Here is a 17,264-nt window from a genome sequence, read left to right as displayed (position 1 = left end):
GACCCGATGTCGCTCAAGCACTTTATCCAAATCACCAAACCGGGGATCATTTTCGGTAACGTGCTTTCTGTGGCAGGCGGGTTCTTCCTGGCCTCGAAAGGGCATGTGGATCTGGCGGTGTTCCTGGCCGCCATGATCGGCACTTCCCTGGTCGTGGCCTCCGGTTGCGTGTTCAACAACTGCATCGACCGCGACATCGACCTGAAGATGGAACGCACCAAGAACCGGGTGCTGGTGCAGGGCTTGATCTCCCTGAAACTGGCCCTTGTCTACGCGACCATCCTTGGTGTTCTCGGCGTTGCACTGTTGTACAAAGTGGCCAACCCGTTGGCCGCCCTGTTCGCGGTAATCGGCTTCATCATCTACGTCGGCTTCTACAGCCTGTACCTCAAGCGCAAGTCGGTTCACGGCACGCTGGTGGGCAGTCTGTCGGGCGCCATGCCGCCAGTGATCGGTTACGTTGCCGTAACCAACAGCTTCGACATGGCCGCACTGACCCTGCTGGTGATGTTCAGCCTGTGGCAGATGCCGCATTCCTATGCCATCGCGATCTTCCGCTTCAACGACTACCTGGCCGCATCGATTCCGGTGCTGCCAGTCAAGCGCGGAATCAAAGTGGCCAAGAAGCACATCCTGCTCTACATCCTGGCGTTCCTCGTGGCGACCTTGATGCTGACTTTCAGCGGTTACGCCGGCATGAGCTACCTCGCCGTTGCAGCGGCCATGGGCATGTACTGGTTGTACATGGCCTGGACCGGCTACAAGGCGGTGGATGACACGGTCTGGGCACGCAAGCTGTTCGTGTTCTCGATCTTCACCATCACCGCACTGAGCGTCATGATGTCCCTGGACTTCAAGGTGCCGGCCGAGCTGCTGCTGACGTACGCGCCGTAAGGCTTGATGGCCTCAAGAAAAACCCCGCACATTGAGAGATGTGCGGGGTTTTTTGTTGATCGAATGTTTATCAAAATTCGAATTTGTTGATAGTCTGGCTATAGGTAAGTTGCCTATATTTCGCCAATGCGAACCGTATTTTTTGAAACCACAGTATTTGCCGCGAGCGTTGGTCGTTATCTGACGGACGATGAGTATCGGGAGTTGCAGTGCTATCTGCAGTGCAATTCAGTGGCGGGCGACGTAATGCCGCGAACGGGTGGCTTCCGAAAATTACGCTGGTCTGATGCCCGACGTGGCAAAGGCCGACGAGGCGGCTTGCGGGTTATCTACTATTGGCTTATGAATGATCGTCAGTTTTGGATGTTTGCGATTTATGACAAAGATGAGCTTGAGAATCTGTCCGCCGAGCAAGAGAAGGCGCTCAAAAAAGCCATTGAAATAGAGTTGAAAAAACGAGGTACCCCATGAAAAAGCGCGACCTGTTTGCGGAATTGATGCAGGGCGTTGAAGAGATGGCCGCCCATCGCGAAGGTAAAATTACGTTGCGCAATACAGTCGTCGAGGACAAGCCGGTTCCCGAGGTTGGTGCTAAAGAGATCGTTGCTCTGCGTGAAAAATTGCACATGTCACAAGCGGTATTTGCAAAGCGAATCAGGACCAGCCCAAGCACATTGAGAAATTGGGAACAGGAAAAGTCAAAGCCCAATGCTCAGGCGGCATTGTTGATCCGCTTGGTGGAGAAATTCCCTGATATGGTTGAGCGGTTAGGGGCTGTTTAGATTGTTCGTTGATATACATCCTTAAGCCCCGCGATTCTAAAGAGTCGCGGGGCTTGTCGTTCAGGGCGACAGGTTGCGATATTGCCGCAAACCTCCTAAATTTGGATCCAACCTTCAGTGATAGCGTCATGCCATTCCCCCGGCGCTCAACTGTTCTACTCCGCGATACTTCATGCATCGATCAAAAGGCTGGGCGAAATGACTGAGAGGATGACCTGTGATGAACGCTTCATTGCCCTGGCACAAGAGCTGAACTACGACATCTATGGCGAGAACACCGCCGGCGGCAATTACGCGCCGCTGATCCGCCATCGCGATGAGTTGTACGTCAGCGGCATGGTGCCGAGGGTCAATGGCAGGATTGTGTATCCGGGTCGTGTAGGGCTGGAACTGACGCTCAAGGATGCCCAGGCCGCTGCGAGCATCAGCGCCATGCGCTGCCTGGCGCTGATCGTCGATGCGGTGGGTTCGCTGGACAAGATCCGGGCGTTATTGCGGGTCACGGTGTATGTGAAGTCCACCCCGGACTTTGTCGACCTGAGTGAAGTGGCCAACGGCGCATCGGACGTCTTCAGTCATGTGCTTGGCGATGCCGGCCGGCATACTCGCACCACGGTTGGCGTGTATCAGCTGCCGAAGAACGCGGCAATTGAGGTCGACATGATCGCCGCAGTACACGCGGAGGCCTGACTCCCCGCGTTGCCCGACAAAAAGCCCCGCCTGAATCTCAGAGCGGGGCTTTTTCGTCTGTGCGGGGCTTACTGCGCGGCGATGCTGTAGCCATCGAACGCGGTCTGCTGTTGCAGGGCGGTGATGATGTTCTTGCGATTTACAGCCTGCTCGGTGCCGGCGTTGTCGACGAAGGTATCGCTTTCCAGCTCGGCTTCTTCGCCCTCACCGACGAAGGTGAAACCGAGGAACTCCAGCGCTTCACGGTCAACGCTCAAGCGCGAACGAGGAGTGCGCAGGGGCAGGGTCACGCTGCTGCCGTCCTTGCTGATGGTGAAGATTTCGACTTCTTTCTTGGCGCGGGCCGTTTTGCTCTTGCCGCCGCTCGGGTTGCTGATCGCCTGGTGGGTCTGGTTCAGCACTTTGAGGGCCAGGCCGTAGACGATTTCCTGGAACGCCGGATCGTCCTTGAAGCTGGACAGGATGCGGCCGATCGAGAACTTGCTGCTCAGGTCTTCCAGCGCGGCGATGTCGGCAGCTTCGGCGTCTTTCAGAGCCTTGAGTTGGCCCATCAGCTCGTAGGCCTTGTCGTCATCGAAGCGGTCGTGCGCTTGACGGATCGCGGCGCGCAGCTCACGGATCTGGTCGCTTTCGCGGGTCGACTGGAAGGCGTCCAGCACCATCTCGCTGATGATTTTGGCTTGTGGAAGGTGTTGTGAAAGATTGATGGAGTTTTCGTATTCCGCTTTGGACGATTCGGTGACTACGGATTCAGCGGTGTTGAAATCGGACATTGAAATTTCACTACTTTTTTAACTTGAGTGGAGATGAGAAAGCGCGAGGTCTTTTTCAGGCCGGTTAATTTAGGGGAGCGCGGCGGTGTTGTCACGGAGCAACAGGCCGGCGGTGCGGATTATTTGCCCGGCGTGTCGGAATTCATCGAGCGCATCATCCACTGTTCGGCGGTTTGCGGATCGGTCGGCAACGAGAAGCGAAAAGTCGCGCCGCGCCCCGGAACATCCAGCAACTGAATCTCGCGTCCGTGCAGTTGCAGGATGCGGTGCACGATGCGCAGCCCCAGGCCACCATCGCGCCGCGCTCCGCCGATATTGAACGGACGCAGGAACAGACCTTCGCGTAATTCGGGTGCGATGCCGGGGCCGGTGTCACTGACCGTGACCTCAACCAATGCGCCATGGGGTTTCAAATCAAGTTCGATTTCGCCCCCCGGGGGCGTATGGCGCAGGGCGTTGTCCACCAGATTGGTCAGCACCCGTTCGATCAGGCCGAGGTCGGCGCAGACCGTCGGCAGATTCGGCACGAAGCCAGCCTTGAGTTCAACGTGGCGGGCTTCGGCGGCCAGTTCGAATTTCTGGAAGATGTCCTGTAGCAGATCAATCAGGGAGAAACGCTCCAGCACCGGCTGCACAAAGCCGTGTTCAAGGCGTACCAGCTCCAGCAGCGATTGCGCCAACCCGCCGACCTTGCGGCTTTGGTCCAGCGCGATGCCCAGATAGCGGCGGCGTTCTTCGGGTGTGAGCGTGGCGTCCTTGAGCGACAGGGTTTCCAGGTATCCGTGCAGCGAGGCCAGTGGCGTGCGCAGGTCATGGGAGATGTTCGCCACCAGTTCGCGGCGTTCCTGATCCTGGCGGGTCAGCGAGCGCCACTGTTCACCGAGGCGGTTTTGCATCTGCCGGAAGGCGGCGTCGAGCACGGCAATTTCATCCGGGTCAGCGCTTTTATCCAGAGCCGTTGGTGCAACAGGCGCAGATTGCGGCGCGCCGTCGATGTCGAAACGGCTGACGGTGTCGGTCAGTCGGCGTAATGGCCGGGTGATCAGGTTGAATGCCGTGAGGCCGGCGATCAGGCACAGCAGCGCGACCAGACCGATCGACAACAATGCCGTGTTGAGCGCGGCACTGGTCGCACCGCGTTCGGCGAAACGATCGTGTTCTTCACTGAGCAGCACCACGTACAGATAGCCGGCCGGTTTGCCATTGACCTTCAATGGCGCGGCGCTGAACACCTTGCGGCCGTCGATGCTGCGTGGGTCATCACCGAGGATCGGCAACGGCTGATCGGCGAGCAGGCGCTGAACCGGAGCGAGGTCTACCTTCTCGCGCCGCAACCGGCCTTCGGGGGCGGCATTGCCGACAATCCGCCCTTCGGTGTCGAGCAGATACACCTCGACGCTGGGGTTGACCAGCATCAACTTGCCGAACAACTCACGCACGGCACCGGGCATCAGGCCGTTGCTGTCCATCAGCACCGTGTCATGGGCGATGTGCTGTGCCAGATCCCGCGACAGGCCTTGCACGACTTCCAGTTCATGCATCTGGCTGGAGCGCACCTGCAGCCATGCCGAGGTGCCGCAGCACACCAGCAGCAACACGGCGAACACCAGCGACAGGCGCTGCGACAGGGTCAGTTTCATGGTTGTTCCGTGCCGAATTTGTAGCCACGACCCCACACGGTGAGGATGCGGGTCGGTTGAGCCGGATCGCTTTCGATTTTCGCCCGCAGGCGATTGATGTGGGTGTTCACCGTGTGCTCGTAACCTTCATGGCTGTAACCCCACACCGCATTGAGCAGGTCCATGCGCGAGAACACCTTGCCCGGTTGCCGGGCGAAGAAATACAGCAGGTCGAACTCCCTCGGCGTGAGGTCCAGACGGGTGCCATTGAGGGTGACGTCGCGGGTGATCGGGTCGATGGTCAGACCCTCGAGGCTCAGGCTGCCGGCGTCCATTTTCAGGTTGCGCGCCATGGCGTCGACGCGGCGCAACAGGGCTTTGACCCGGGCTACCAGTTCGAGCATCGAAAACGGTTTGGCCAGGTAGTCGTCGGCACCCAGCTCCAGCCCCAGGATGCGGTGCAGTTCGCTGGAGCGCGCGCTGGTGATGATGATCGGCGTGTAGCGCGCCATCGCCCGGGCGCGGCGACAGATTTCCAGGCCGTCGACCCCCGGCAGCATGAGGTCGAGGATCAGCGCATCCCATTGTCCCTGTTGCAACAGGCGCATGCCTTCGTCGCCGTCGGCGCAGTGCACGACGTCGTAATGCTCATCGCGCAGGTGCAGGCAAATCAGGTCGGCGATGTGTTGGTCATCCTCGACCACGAGGATGCGTCTGGTCGGTTCCATCAAGCTCAATCCTTCGGCGCAGTGAGCGCATTGTGCGGCTTTTCCTCGGGGTGAGTTATCACGAATTCGTTAACTTCCCGTGAGGATTTGGCGATCAACCCAAGCCTAGGCTGTGTTCCATGACAGGCACCTGGAATTTTAGGAGACGGCCATGTTTTCACGGCGACAGATTCTCGTAGCGAGCGGCGGGCTGGGGGTTGCAGCCCTGGTGGCGGGTGTATTGCCAAAATTTTCCTCTGGCACCGCGCTGATTGATCAGGCCCATGCCGATGAGGTGTTTGAGGTCACCCACAGCGACAACGAATGGCATGCACTGCTCTCTGACGAGCAATACGCAATCCTGCGTGAAGAAGGCACTGAGCGGGCCTACACCAGCGCGCTCAACGATGAGCATCGCGGTGGCACATTCGCCTGCGCGGGCTGTGAGCTGGCGCTGTTTTCATCGGCGACCAAGTTCGACAGCCACACCGGCTGGCCGAGTTTCTGGGCGCCGCTGGAACACGCGGTGGCCACGCGACAGGACCGTTCCTTCGGCATGTCGCGCAATGAAGTCCACTGCCGGCGCTGCGGTGGGCATCTGGGGCATGTCTTCGACGACGGTCCGAAGCCCACCGGCCTGCGCTATTGCATGAATGGCCTGGCGATGACGTTCAAGCCCGTGGCGGCATGAGCCATGGCACTTATTCGATTTTCACTTTCTACAGGACGACACCATGTGGCTCTTGATTCTCGCTTATCTGGGCGGTGTGCTGACGATCGTCAGTCCGTGCATCCTGCCTGTTCTGCCTTTTGTCTTCGCTCGCACCGGGCAGCCGTTTATCAAGAGTGGCTTGCCGCTATTGGCCGGGATGGCGCTGACCTTCGCCCTCGTCGCCACGTTGGCGGCGGTGGGCGGCGGTTGGGTGGTGCAAGTCAATCAGTACGGTCGCTGGCTCGCGTTGCTGTTCGTTGCACTGTTCGGGCTGACGCTGCTGCTGCCGCGCCTCGCCGAACGCCTGACCCGGCCGCTGGTGTCGGCCGGCAGCCGCTTGTCCGAGGCCGCCGGCCAGGACAACCGTCCGCGTCCCGGCGCGTCGTTTCTGATCGGCGTCGCCACGGGGCTGCTCTGGGCACCGTGCGCCGGGCCTATTCTCGGCTTGATTCTGACCGGCGCCGCGTTGCAAGGGGCAAGCATCGCCACCACGCTGTTGTTGCTCGCCTACGCGGCGGGCGCCGCGACTTCACTGGCCGCGGCGCTTTTACTGGGCGGTAAGGTGTTTGCGCTGATGAAGCGCTCGATCGGCACCGGGGAGTGGATCCGGCGTGGGTTGGGCGCGGCAATGCTCGCGGGTGTCGCGGCGATTGCGCTGGGCCTGGATACCGGTCTGCTGGCACGGCTGTCGACGGCTTCCACTGGCGGGATTGAACAAGCGCTGGTCGGTAAGCTCTCTGGCAAATCTGCCGCGGGCAACGGGACAATGATGGCGCAAATTCCTGCAACGGATGACGCGGCTAACGACAGCATGAAGGCCACGGGCGCGCTGATGAAAATCGCCGACAAGGCGCCGGGAACGCTGCCGGTCGAAGGCCAGTTGCCGCCGCTCAATGGCGCCGTGCAATGGCTCAACTCGCCACCGCTGGACGCCCAGGCACTCAAGGGCAAAGTGGTGCTGGTGGATTTCTGGACCTACTCCTGCATCAACTGCCTGCGCACGCTGCCGTATGTCAAAGCCTGGGCCGAAAAGTACCGCGATCAGGGCCTGGTGGTGATTGGCGTGCACGCCCCGGAATTCGCTTTCGAGCGTGACGTGGGCAACGTCACCAAAGCCATGAAAGAGTTGGGTATCAACTACCCGGTGGCGATCGATAACGACTACAAGATCTGGCGCGCCTTCAACAACGAGTACTGGCCGGCGCACTACTTTGCCGACGCCCAGGGGCGCATTCGTTACCATCATTTTGGCGAAGGCGACTACGCCGAATCGGAACGGGTCATCCAGCAGTTGTTGCGTGAGGCCGGGGCGAAAAGCGTCGCTGACGGCTTGATCAACGCCGACGCTCAAGGGGTGCAACTGGCGCCGGACATGCATCAGGTGCTGTCGCCGGAAACCTATGTCGGCTACCAGCGTGCGGAGCATTTCGTACCGCAAACCAGCCTGGTGCCTGACAAGGTCGCCACCTATAACCCACCGGCCAACCTGACCCTGAATGACTGGAGCCTCGGCGGCCAATGGGCCGTCGGTGCCGAGCGCGCCACCGCCAGCGCGCCGGCCAGTCGCATCGTCTACCGCTTCCACGCCCGCGATCTGCACCTGGTGCTGGGGCCGGGCGCGGATGGCAAACCGGTGCGTTTCAAAGTGTCGATTGACGGACAGGCGCCGGGTGATGCCCACGGTGTCGATGTCGCTGCGGATGGCAGCGGCCGCGTGACTGAACAGCGCCTGTACCAACTGGTGCGGCAAACCGATGCGGTGAAGGATCGTACCTTCACCATCGAATTTCTTGACCCGGGCGTATCGGCCTACGCCTTCACCTTCGGCTGATCGGGAGTGCGCAACATGAAAACTCAAAACAAATGGCGGCGTGGGTTGCTGGGTGTCGCGCTGGCCGGGGTGATCGGTCAGTGTTCGGCGTTTTCCTTCGGGGCTGAGGACGCGGTAGTCATTCCGCCGCCGACCCTCGACGAAACCTCTCAGGCGCACAGTGAAACCGCGGTGTTCGCCGGTGGTTGCTTCTGGGGCGTGCAAGGGGTTTTCCAACACGTCAAAGGCGTGCAGAAAGCCGTCTCCGGTTACGCCGGCGGGGCAGCGAACACGGCGCAATACGAGCGGGTCAGCGAGGGCGACACCGGGCATGCCGAGTCGGTGCAGGTGACCTTCGACCCGACGCAAGTCAGCTACGGCAGCCTGCTGCAGATCTACTTCTCGGTGGCCCACAACCCGACCGAACTCAACCGCCAAGGCCCCGACAGCGGCACGCAATACCGCTCGGCACTGTTCCCGGTCAACGCCGACCAGCAACGCGTGGCGCAGGCCTACATCACCCAGCTCGATGCGGCACATGCCTACAGCCAACCGATCGTCACGAAACTGGAAAGCTACAACGGCTTCTACCCGGCCGAGGACTACCACCAGGACTTCCTGACCGAGCATCCAACCTATCCGTATATCGTGATCAACGATATGCCGAAGGTCGCGCAGTTGAAGCAGTTGTTTGCGCAGCGTTATCAGGAGAAGCCGGTGTTGGTGAAAAGCGGGGGGTGATCCAGGCGCGTTACTTGAGCCTTGGTCGTTCCATGGCAATCACCGATGTTTCAAACCCCAGACTGGCAAAGAACGCCTGCGCGCCTTCGCGTCCGGCACGCAGTGCCCAGGTGATGTCGGGGTTGTCGCCCATGACCTGCTCGACCAGCGCGCGGCCGACGCCTGCGCGCCGATGCTGGTCGTCGACCACAACCATCGACAGATAGCCGTTGGACAAGCCATCGGTGATGCCTCGGGCGAAACCGATGATCTTCTCGTCGCTCAGCGCGACGGCAGTGCGTTGCGAGTTTTCGATGAGTTGGGCGAAGTGGTCGCTGGAGCCTGTTCGGTGACCCCAGCCGTGCTGCCCAAGAAACAGCCGCACGGACTCTACTTCAGTGGGCAACAGTTCGCGTACGGTGAGGTTGTTTTTCATCAGATGGCGGCGTCCTTGTCGGCGATCATGGGAGCGTAGTCGAAAGCATCCGGATCAGGACCGGCCCCACGTCTGCATTGCAAACTCCACGAAGCGCCGCAGCTTTGGCAAGCGATAACGATCCGGCGCGTACAGCAGATGCAACGGGCGGCTCGGGGGCTGGTAATCGGGGATTACCGTCACCAATTTGCCGTCGCGCAGATCCTGTTCCACCAGCGCATCCGGCAACATCACGATGCCCATGCCGGTGCGTGCCGCCTGATGCAGTCCGGCGGAGGTATTCATCAGCATCGGCCCGCTGACATCGACCAGAATCTCACCGTCCGGGCCGCTGAGGCGCCAGCGTTTTTCCACCGATTGCCAGTCGTCGCCAGCGGGGTAGGCGAACGACAGGCAATCGTGTTGTTGCAGGTCTTGCGGGGTCATCGGCATGCCGCGTCGGGCGACGTAGGCCGGCGAGGCGCATACGGTCAGGGTGTAGTCGATCAACGGCCGGGCGATCAGGTTCGACTGCTCGAAATGCCCCAGCCGAAACGCCACGTCGAGGCCACTTTCCAGCAGATCCGGGCGGCGGTTGGTCAGCACCACGTCCATTTTCACCAGCGGGTATTGCAGGGAAAACTCGCTGAGTGCCGGTGCCAGGCGTTCGACACCAAAGGTCAGCGGCGCGGTAATACGCAGCAGGCCGCGCGGCTCGTCGAGGGCTTGTTCGGCCAAACGCTCGGAGTCGGCCACCAAACCCAAAACGTCCAGGCAGCGCTGGTAGTAAACGCTACCGAATTCGGTCAACCGCTGCCGGCGGGTGGTGCGCTGCAGCAGTTGTACGCCGAGCCGTTGCTCCAATGCGCGCAGGTGATTGCCGACCATGGTCGTGGACATTTCGCACTGCAGCGCGGCCGCCGTCATGCTTCCCGTTTCCACCACCTTCACGTACACGCTCATCGCCTGCAACAGATCCATTATCAAGCTCTGCTTTTAAATGATTGAAGTTCTGCCGAGTTTATCCAGTTCTGGTGGCTAACCATACTGCAAACACACCGACCTTCACTGGAGTTTGAAGTCATGACCGCCGCCCTGATGAACACCTACCAACCGTTGGCCCTGAGCTTCACCAGAGGCCTGGGTACGCGCCTGTGGGATCAGGCCGGTCGCGAGTACCTGGATGCCGTCGCTGGAGTGGCGGTGACCAATGTCGGCCATTCGCATCCGCGCATTGTCGCGGCCATCAGCGAGCAGGCCGGAATGCTGCTGCACACCTCCAACCTGTACAGCATCGACTGGCAGCAACAGCTGGCGCAGAAACTCACGCAGCTGTCGGGAATGGATCGTGCTTTTTTCAACAACTCCGGTGCCGAAGCCAATGAAACCGCACTGAAGCTGGCGCGTTTGTACGGCTGGAGCAAAGGCATCGAACAGCCGCTGGTGGTGGTCATGGCCAACGCGTTTCATGGCCGCACGCTGGGGACGTTGTCGGCCAGTGATGGCCCGGCGGTGCGCCTGGGTTTCAACGACCTTCCGGGGGATTTCGTCAAAGTGCCCTTCGGTGATCTGGCGGCGCTGGATCAGGTGCAGCAACAGCATGGCGAGCGGATCGTGGCGATTCTGGTCGAGCCGATTCAGGGCGAAAGCGGCGTGCAACTGGCACCGCCCGGCTACCTGAAAGCCCTGCGCGAACGGTGTAATCGGCACGCCTGGTTGCTGATGCTCGACGAAATCCAGACCGGCATCGGCCGCACCGGCCAGTGGTTCGCGTTCCAGCATGAAGGCATCGTTCCGGACGTCATGACCCTGGCCAAAGGCCTCGGCAACGGCGTGCCGATTGGCGCTTGCCTGGCGCGGGGCAGGGCGGCGAATCTGTTTACCCCCGGCAGTCATGGCAGTACGTTCGGCGGCAATCCGCTGGCCTGCCGAGTCGGCTGCACGGTGCTGGAAATCATCGAGGAACAGGGGTTGCTGGAGAACGTCCGGGTGCAGGGCGAACGCCTACTGACCCGCCTGCGCGCCGAGCTGGCGGACAATCCTGACGTGTTGGCAATTCGTGGGCAGGGCTTGATGATCGGCATCGAGTTGAAGCAACCGATCCGCGATCTGACGTTGATTGCAGCGCGAGATCATGGGTTGCTGATCAATGTGACGCGCGGCAAGACGATACGGCTGCTGCCGCCGCTGACGATTGATGAGCGGGAGGTGGAGATGATTGTCAGAGGTGTGGCTCGCGCCTTGGCCGCGCACTGACAAGCAACCGATATGCCCTTGTGTGAGCGGGCTTGCTCGCGAATGCAATTGATCATTCAACAACCATGTCGACTGACCAGACGCTTTCGCGAGCAAGCCCGCTCACACACTCAAAAAGGCGTCGTGTCAGTCCGGATAATCCGCCAACTGCGGCGCCAGCATCCGCGTCTTCACCGCCCCGTTCGAATTGTGCTGAATGATCTCGCTCGGCTGTCCCTGCGTATTGAAAAACACCTGCCCGATCCCCGCTGAATTCCACAACCGCTCACCGGCTTCGGCATGCTCCGGGGTGTACGGCACGATGCGCATGCGCCGGCGTTTGGTAAACCAGTTCAACGGCGAGCGCGGCGAGTAGAGCCAGCGGTTGAGGCGGTCGAACCATTCCAGCAGGGTTTTCGGAAACTCGTTCTTGATCCCGCTGCTGGTGATCTGCCAAATCCGTGGCCCGGCCTTGCGGTGTCGGATCAGCACTTCGTAGACGAAGGAATAATGCACATCGCCGGACAGCACCACGTAGTTTCCGGGTGTGCGGGTGTGTCGGAAGATGTTCAGGATCACCTGCGCTGCGCCACGGTGGGCCATCCAGTTTTCGGCGTCGACCAGCAGCGGATAACCGCACCAGCTGAAAACTTTCTGCACGGTTTCGATCAGCTTCACGCCGAAGATCGGCGCCGGTGAAACGATGATCGCCGATGGGTGATCGAGCAGTTCCTGCTGCAGTTCGCTCAACGCCTCCCAATCCAGAAGCCCTGACGGTTGCTTGAGCACCATCTCGCTGCGCCAGCGCCGAGTGCGGGTGTCGAGCACCACCAGCGCGGGGCTGCTTGGCAACACGAAATGCCAGTTTTGAAAGCGCAGCAAGTCATCGATCAGCGCGTCCTGCACCGGGCTGTCGAGATAGCGATCATCACCGCTGGCGCTCAGGCGTCGGGTGTCCTCCAGCAGATCCTTGAACGCATCCGGATTGTTGCCCCAGCCCTGGCACAGCATGTAGGCGATCAAGGCATTGCCGATGATGCGTTTGGAGAACGGATGGCCGTAGGCGGTTTCCTCCCATTGCGCGGACAGATTCCAGTCATCAGTGATGTCGTGGTCGTCGAAAATCATCAGGCTCGGCAGGTGCGCCAGCGCCCGGGCGACCTTGCCCAACCCGGCCTTGAAGCCATCGATGCGGGTTTGTTCGAGGGTGTAGCGCTTGAGTCGCTCCGGTGTCAGGACCGGGGCTTGCGGATCGATTAGCGTCCACGCAACCGGCGACCACACCAACAAGTACATCGCCAGGACTTCGGCGAAGGTTACCAGGTGATTGTCGGCGCTGCTGCTGGTGAAAATCGGCTTGCGCGCGCCGCCGAAAAATCGCTCGCGCAATGTCTCGTTGCTCTCAAGCGCCGGTAACAAATCTGCACGGTGGTAGTAACTGGCCGGGTGTTCATAGAGCTTGGCGCTGTCGCTGACCACGGCACCGTCGAGGTGTTCGTCGAACAGGCCGAGGCGTTCGATCAAACTATGAATGGCTCGCAGCATCGGCCCGGCGACGTCATCGGTGTAGATCTGATCGCCGCTCATCATCAGCAGGGCGGCGCGTTGTTGCGGATCGGTCTCTGCCGCCAGCAACTGATCGACACAGAGCAGACCGTCTGCCGCCGGGTGATGAGGTTTGCGGCAGGAGCCGTGCAGCAACTGATTGATGCGCGAGCGCACGACAAGATTCGGACAGTGGGCGTTTCCATACAGCAAATGCGGCGCCCAGTTGGCGATGGGCGTCTGGCCATCGATCAGCAGGTCGTAGTCGATGCGCGTGTCGAAGGGGAGGGCGCTGTCGAGGGCAGCGTCGATCAGATGGATAAATGCTTGGCTGCCTACAGGGATGACTGTGCATTTCCCGGCATCGAGAGGAATGTCTCCTACACCTTGCAGGCGCAGGGTCAGCGCCAGTTCGCGGGTACCGACCAGCCACAGCACCAGCCGCGTCGGTTCCAGTCGTCGCAATAGCGGGCCGGCCAAAACGGGAGGCAGCGGGTTAAGGTCAGCAGGTATCGGGGACATTCGGGGGCGAAGCTCAAGGCGCACAAGCCGGCGATGATAGCGCAGCCGGCGCCTTGAACCCTTAAACGAGGCTTAAGACTCGATCTTCTTCATTTTCAGATCGAGCAGTCGCCATGCGGCCTTGTCAGTATCGTTACCGTCCACTTGTTGAACTGAGCAGTCGAAACCGTAGCTGACATCGTCGCCCAACATGTTGCGAGCGCTGACGGTGCTGCTGATGGTATAGGTCTGATCCTTGAAGCGTTGGCTGCTCGCGCTCTTGGCATTGGCAATCGCTGTCGACGCTGAAAAGCGCATGGCACTCTTGATGAAGGGTTCGCACATCATGAACGCCATCATGGATTTGTCCGCGTTCGGATGAGTGCCGGCCAATCGGCGCGAAACGGTAAAGTCGTTATGCGCGTTGTCCTTGAAGTTCTTCTCCAGCAGTGAGGCGGGCAGGCGCTTGCTGTAGTTCGGCAGAAGTGCGGACTCGGGCGGAGAAGGCTCGTTCTGTGGTTCGCTGGCGACATAGGTCGCAAGGTTGTCGGACTCGGCAGGGGTGGATGCGATCACAGGTGTAGGCTCCATTGCCGGTTCCAGCTCAGGCATGAGTGCCGCCGCAGCGCTCTGTGTCTCGCTGCTTTGTGTTTGCGCCGGCGCCGATGGAAACAACGACAGCGTGATCGACAGCACCACCATCGCCACAATAAAACCACCCGCCGCGCCAACGATGTTGCCGTAGAAAATATTCCAGCTACCGCGGTTCTTCACCACCCAGCGCCACATGAAACCCCAGGCTGCGACAAACGCCAGAAAACGCAGAAACTCCATTCGATCCTGTCCTTAAATCTGCAAAAACGCTCAAGGCAGCACGCTTCGAGCCCGCTGCAATAATGGGCAGCAAGATAAAAAAATAGAAGCGTCGCGCTTCTTGTTCATCGAGCCGATCAGCTACCGGTCAGTTCGAAGCGCAGATCCAGCAACTTCCAGTCGTCAAAACCTTCGTTCATGGTTGGCAAAGCCTGCAGGGTGCATTCGAAACGATAGGTCAGATAGTTTTTCGCAGCGTCCTGGATCTTCATCATATTTGTGCTGGTATAGATCTGATCTTTGTAACGCTGAGTCGAGAGAGCCTTGTCGTCGGCAAACAAGGCCAGTTCCGGCTGACGCAGAACGCTGCGTAAAAACGGCTCGCACATCTGGAACGCGATCAGCCTTTTGTTGGCGTCCGGCCCCCCAATGAGCCCTTTTCGCAACTGCGCATGAGCCAGAGTCTGTTGCGCAGTCATCCCTTGAACCGTCGCCAGTTCAGAACGGGTTTTCGGTATTTCATTGAGATAGTTTTCCACCAGGCCGGACTTGAGCGGTTCTGGCGTAGCAGCAGGCGCATCGGCGACATACTCGGGCAATGCTTCCCCGGACGACGTGTTGGCAGAACCCGCAGGGCCTGATTTTCCTTGCATGGTCAACTCCAGCAGGCGCCATTGGTCATCCTTGATCCCGTTGCCGGAGACGAACTGCACGGCGCAGTCATAGCCGAGACTGACCATCGTGCCTTCCATGTTTTCGCCACTAATCCTGCTCGTGACGAGGTAGGTTTGGGATTTGTAGCCGTCGAATCGAAAGTCTTCAGCCTCGTCGAAGGAGGCGGAGTCCGGAGTGCGTAGCGTGGATTTTGCCGCTGACCGACAGATCAGCCCCGCCAGACTTCCGTTGACCCCGTTGACCATATCTGCGCTGGCTCGCCATTGCGCGTATTGGCTTCTCCACTGTGGATCGAGACTGGCGGCAAGCAGCGGTTTAGAGAGCCGTGGATAGCGCGGGCTGTCGGTTGGCAGCAACGGCGACGTCGGAGCGGATGCGCGACTGACCGGCGTGCGTGGGACAAAGGATCTGAGCTGGCTTTCGTTGGCGATTTGCGGCTGAGTGCCGCTGGATGTCGCTGGGGTGGATTTTTCGGGCAGTAGTCCGTTGACGATAACGTACACCACGGCTGCCACGATAAACCCGGCAATCAGGCCGGCGAAGTGGCCAAAGAATACCGGCCAGGTTCCACGATTCTTGACGACCCAGACCCACATCCCTGCCCAGACCAGCAAAAACATCACGATCAACGATGTTTCCATCCCATCCACTTCCTTTCTTTAATTCGTGTCAGCTCTACTGAGTAGATCCGCCGTTGGGGGCGGCAAGATAGCAAAACAATCACACCCTCCGTTCACATGTTGGGGAAATAATTCACAGCCAGCACTAGCAGGGTCGCCATGCCGGCGGCAAAGCCACACACCGCGCCCAGCAACTGGCGTGCAATCGGATGTTCGGGTTGACGGCGATTGGCAATCCACAACCATACCCCCGCCAGAACGCCCGCGCTTGTGGTGAACACCACCAGACTGCGATCCAGGTTGGGTGTCGCCATCGACGTACCAATGACTGCGCCGTAAATCAGCGTGAACACAATGCCGGTTACCACGCTACTTCCGGCGCCAGCAAGGTTGCCAAGCAGCAAGTTCCACTCACCCCGTTGCTTCACCACCCACAACCAGGTTCCGGCCATCACTAGCAAGCACAACAAAGCATCCATTGGTTTATTCCCGAGTGCGCGATAACAGAGGCGGTTGACAGGCCTCCAGCGAGAGTGGACGGCAAGATATCAAAATAGTAGCTTCGCGCCACTTTCTTCAACTGCGTAACGGACTACACATGCCTACCGTTTCTTCTGTCCCGCGCCTGCTCAGCGCTTTCCTCCTCTCTACCGTAATGACCCCGGCACTTGCCGGCTGGGATGAAACCCCGGAGGTCGCCTGGAAAGAATACCTCTCCGATTGTCAGAGTTTTCAGCAAGTGGTGAACAACGTTCAAAACGGGGTCATGACAACCAGGCAAGCGATGGACCGCGTCGACAGCTTGAATCGCACTGTTTACGTTCATCGCGATCACCTCGCCCAGGAAAGCCTTACCTCTCCCGAATATGCCCGTTGCGAAAACGTCATTGCTCAAGCGTTCGTGATCCGTAACAAGGAAGAGGAGGTCCTGGTCGCGGAGCTTCAACAGCAATACTTCAAGGCTCAGGCCGAGCACGAGAAGTCACCGGAATACAAGCGCGCCCTCGATCTAGGCTTCAGCGACGTCGGCGGAATTGGCAAGCTCAATGAACTCGCCGAGGAATCGGAAACGGATGGCGAAGCGTATCTGAAGACCTTGATGATCACGGTCGATTGGGGCTGCGGCCGACATTTCCGCGCCGTGCGATACGTCAAACCCTATGTGGTCTACACCGCCCATCCCGATGAGGGCAGTTGCGCCGTCTATAAGGAAGTTGCGGTGCTGGGCGGAGAAATGGTGGAGAGGGGCGAAACCATCGATCGGGAGGCGATTTTTCAATACGTGGGATGGAAGAAGCTGGAAGGGCCGGGTGGGTTTCCCATCGACATTCGAGTGGTAAAAGTGCGGCAGTAATCCGAAGGGCTGTTTCTACAGATTGCGCGTCTGATTACAGAATGTCTTTCAAATAACCCTTGAGCGCGAGGAGCGGCTGATCGAGCTGCTCCAGCGACTGCGCCTGCCTGAAGTCGGCTGACAACTTGTGCAGTTCCCGCCCCAACGGTTTCTCGACACCGCCCAAGGCGTCCATCGCCAACCCCAGACACTCGTTCATCTTGAACTGGATGCTCTCGACATCCCCGCGCCGCACCAGCAATTCGAACACGTCTTTCTGATAGTCACCCATGACCATGTCATCCCGCAAAATCGGGCTCAGGCCTTCTTCCTCGTAAGCGAGTTTGAGAGAGAAAAGGGCGACTGTTTCCAGTGACGTTTCCATGGGTGAACCTTTGTAGGAACTCGCCGGCGGCCAGC

19 protein-coding genes are annotated in these 17,264 nt (G+C 59.7%); 9 read left to right on the top strand and 10 right to left on the bottom strand.

The genetic code is table 11. The features are described 5' to 3' along the window. Positions 1–6 precede the first annotated feature (6 nt). The 4 genes from cyoE (at position 7) to U862_RS0104275 (ending at position 2,366) form a co-directional block, all read left to right on the top strand. Positions 7–894: a heme o synthase gene (cyoE, locus tag U862_RS0104290; RefSeq protein ID WP_025109260.1), complete on the top strand. Its 888-nt coding sequence runs from the start codon at positions 7–9 to the stop codon at positions 892–894. A 126-nt stretch (positions 895–1,020) separates the two neighbouring features. Further along, positions 1,021–1,365, top strand: coding sequence for a hypothetical protein (locus U862_RS0104285; RefSeq protein ID WP_029977453.1), 345 nt, complete (start codon positions 1,021–1,023; stop codon positions 1,363–1,365). Beyond that, positions 1,362–1,676 carry a DNA-binding transcriptional regulator gene (locus U862_RS0104280; protein WP_025109259.1) on the top strand — a complete coding sequence of 105 codons (315 nt, stop codon included), beginning with the start codon at positions 1,362–1,364 and terminating at the stop codon, positions 1,674–1,676. The genes U862_RS0104285 and U862_RS0104280 overlap by 4 nt, the downstream gene beginning before the upstream one ends. 198 nt (positions 1,677–1,874) lie before the next feature. Continuing rightward, positions 1,875–2,366, top strand: a complete 492-nt coding sequence (locus U862_RS0104275; protein WP_025109258.1) for a RidA family protein — start codon at positions 1,875–1,877, stop codon at positions 2,364–2,366. 68 nt (positions 2,367–2,434) lie between these two features. Here U862_RS0104275 and U862_RS0104270 read toward each other — a convergent pair whose 3' ends face one another. The 3 genes from U862_RS0104270 to U862_RS0104260 form a co-directional block, all read right to left on the bottom strand. Beyond that, entirely contained in the window at positions 2,435–3,139 is a 705-nt protein-coding gene (locus U862_RS0104270; protein ID WP_025109257.1) for a hypothetical protein, read from the bottom strand. A gap of 119 nt (positions 3,140–3,258) precedes the next feature. Then, positions 3,259–4,779, bottom strand: a complete 1,521-nt coding sequence (locus U862_RS0104265) for a HAMP domain-containing sensor histidine kinase (protein ID WP_025109256.1) — start codon at positions 4,777–4,779, stop codon at positions 3,259–3,261. Next, complete coding sequence (locus U862_RS0104260) at positions 4,776–5,486, bottom strand: response regulator transcription factor (RefSeq protein ID WP_025109255.1); 711 nt, start codon at positions 5,484–5,486, stop codon at positions 4,776–4,778. Before U862_RS0104260 ends, U862_RS0104265 begins: the two co-directional genes overlap by 4 nt. Positions 5,487–5,637: 151 nt before the next feature. On the opposite strand from U862_RS0104260, the gene msrB reads away from it, so the two are divergent. From msrB to msrA, 3 genes are read left to right on the top strand one after another with little or no spacing between them, the layout of a single operon-like run. Beyond that, positions 5,638–6,156 carry a peptide-methionine (R)-S-oxide reductase MsrB gene (gene msrB, locus U862_RS0104255; protein WP_025109254.1) on the top strand — a complete coding sequence of 173 codons (519 nt, stop codon included), beginning with the start codon at positions 5,638–5,640 and terminating at the stop codon, positions 6,154–6,156. 43 nt (positions 6,157–6,199) lie between these two features. Continuing rightward, positions 6,200–8,008 (top strand): cytochrome c biogenesis protein DipZ, encoded by a 1,809-nt coding sequence (locus tag U862_RS0104250; protein ID WP_025109253.1) that lies wholly within the window; start codon positions 6,200–6,202, stop codon positions 8,006–8,008. Positions 8,009–8,023: 15 nt separating this feature from the next. After that, the gene (gene msrA, locus U862_RS0104245) at positions 8,024–8,728 is read left to right on the top strand and encodes a peptide-methionine (S)-S-oxide reductase MsrA (protein ID WP_025109252.1); all 705 of its coding nucleotides are present in this window, start codon (positions 8,024–8,026) and stop codon (positions 8,726–8,728) included. A gap of 10 nt (positions 8,729–8,738) precedes the next feature. Here the strand turns inward: msrA and U862_RS0104240 are convergent, their stop codons facing one another. Both U862_RS0104240 and U862_RS0104235 read right to left on the bottom strand, forming a co-directional pair. Then, on the bottom strand, positions 8,739–9,143 hold the full coding sequence (locus U862_RS0104240) for a GNAT family N-acetyltransferase (RefSeq protein ID WP_025109251.1): 405 nt from the start codon (positions 9,141–9,143) through the stop codon (positions 8,739–8,741). Between the two features lie 54 nt (positions 9,144–9,197). Next, complete coding sequence (locus U862_RS0104235; RefSeq protein ID WP_025109250.1) at positions 9,198–10,103, bottom strand: LysR family transcriptional regulator; 906 nt, start codon at positions 10,101–10,103, stop codon at positions 9,198–9,200. Between the two features lie 102 nt (positions 10,104–10,205). On the opposite strand from U862_RS0104235, the gene U862_RS0104230 reads away from it, so the two are divergent. Beyond that, positions 10,206–11,378, top strand: a complete 1,173-nt coding sequence (locus U862_RS0104230) for an aspartate aminotransferase family protein (RefSeq protein WP_025109249.1) — start codon at positions 10,206–10,208, stop codon at positions 11,376–11,378. Positions 11,379–11,504: 126 nt separating this feature from the next. Here the strand turns inward: U862_RS0104230 and U862_RS0104225 are convergent, their stop codons facing one another. From U862_RS0104225 to U862_RS0104210, 4 genes are all read right to left on the bottom strand, one after another. Beyond that, positions 11,505–13,424: an alkaline phosphatase D family protein gene (locus U862_RS0104225; RefSeq protein ID WP_025109248.1), complete on the bottom strand. Its 1,920-nt coding sequence runs from the start codon at positions 13,422–13,424 to the stop codon at positions 11,505–11,507. Positions 13,425–13,496: 72 nt separating this feature from the next. After that, positions 13,497–14,192: a hypothetical protein gene (locus U862_RS0104220; RefSeq protein WP_371262553.1), complete on the bottom strand. Its 696-nt coding sequence runs from the start codon at positions 14,190–14,192 to the stop codon at positions 13,497–13,499. 161 nt (positions 14,193–14,353) lie between these two features. Then, on the bottom strand, positions 14,354–15,532 hold the full coding sequence (locus U862_RS0104215) for a hypothetical protein (RefSeq protein WP_025109246.1): 1,179 nt from the start codon (positions 15,530–15,532) through the stop codon (positions 14,354–14,356). Positions 15,533–15,624: 92 nt separating this feature from the next. Further along, the gene (locus U862_RS0104210; protein ID WP_025109245.1) at positions 15,625–15,990 is read right to left on the bottom strand and encodes a hypothetical protein; all 366 of its coding nucleotides are present in this window, start codon (positions 15,988–15,990) and stop codon (positions 15,625–15,627) included. A 119-nt stretch (positions 15,991–16,109) separates the two neighbouring features. On the opposite strand from U862_RS0104210, the gene U862_RS0104205 reads away from it, so the two are divergent. After that, positions 16,110–16,865 carry a hypothetical protein gene (locus tag U862_RS0104205; protein WP_025109244.1) on the top strand — a complete coding sequence of 252 codons (756 nt, stop codon included), beginning with the start codon at positions 16,110–16,112 and terminating at the stop codon, positions 16,863–16,865. Between the two features lie 34 nt (positions 16,866–16,899). Here the strand turns inward: U862_RS0104205 and U862_RS0104200 are convergent, their stop codons facing one another. Then, positions 16,900–17,229: a hypothetical protein gene (locus tag U862_RS0104200; RefSeq protein ID WP_025109243.1), complete on the bottom strand. Its 330-nt coding sequence runs from the start codon at positions 17,227–17,229 to the stop codon at positions 16,900–16,902. Positions 17,230–17,264 lie beyond the last annotated feature (35 nt).

It is taken from the genome of Pseudomonas sp. H1h (assembly GCF_000633255.1).
Classification (GTDB): domain Bacteria; phylum Pseudomonadota; class Gammaproteobacteria; order Pseudomonadales; family Pseudomonadaceae; genus Aquipseudomonas.
The sequence above is the reverse complement of the archived record's forward strand: the minus strand, read 5'-3'. Positions and strand labels throughout refer to the sequence as shown.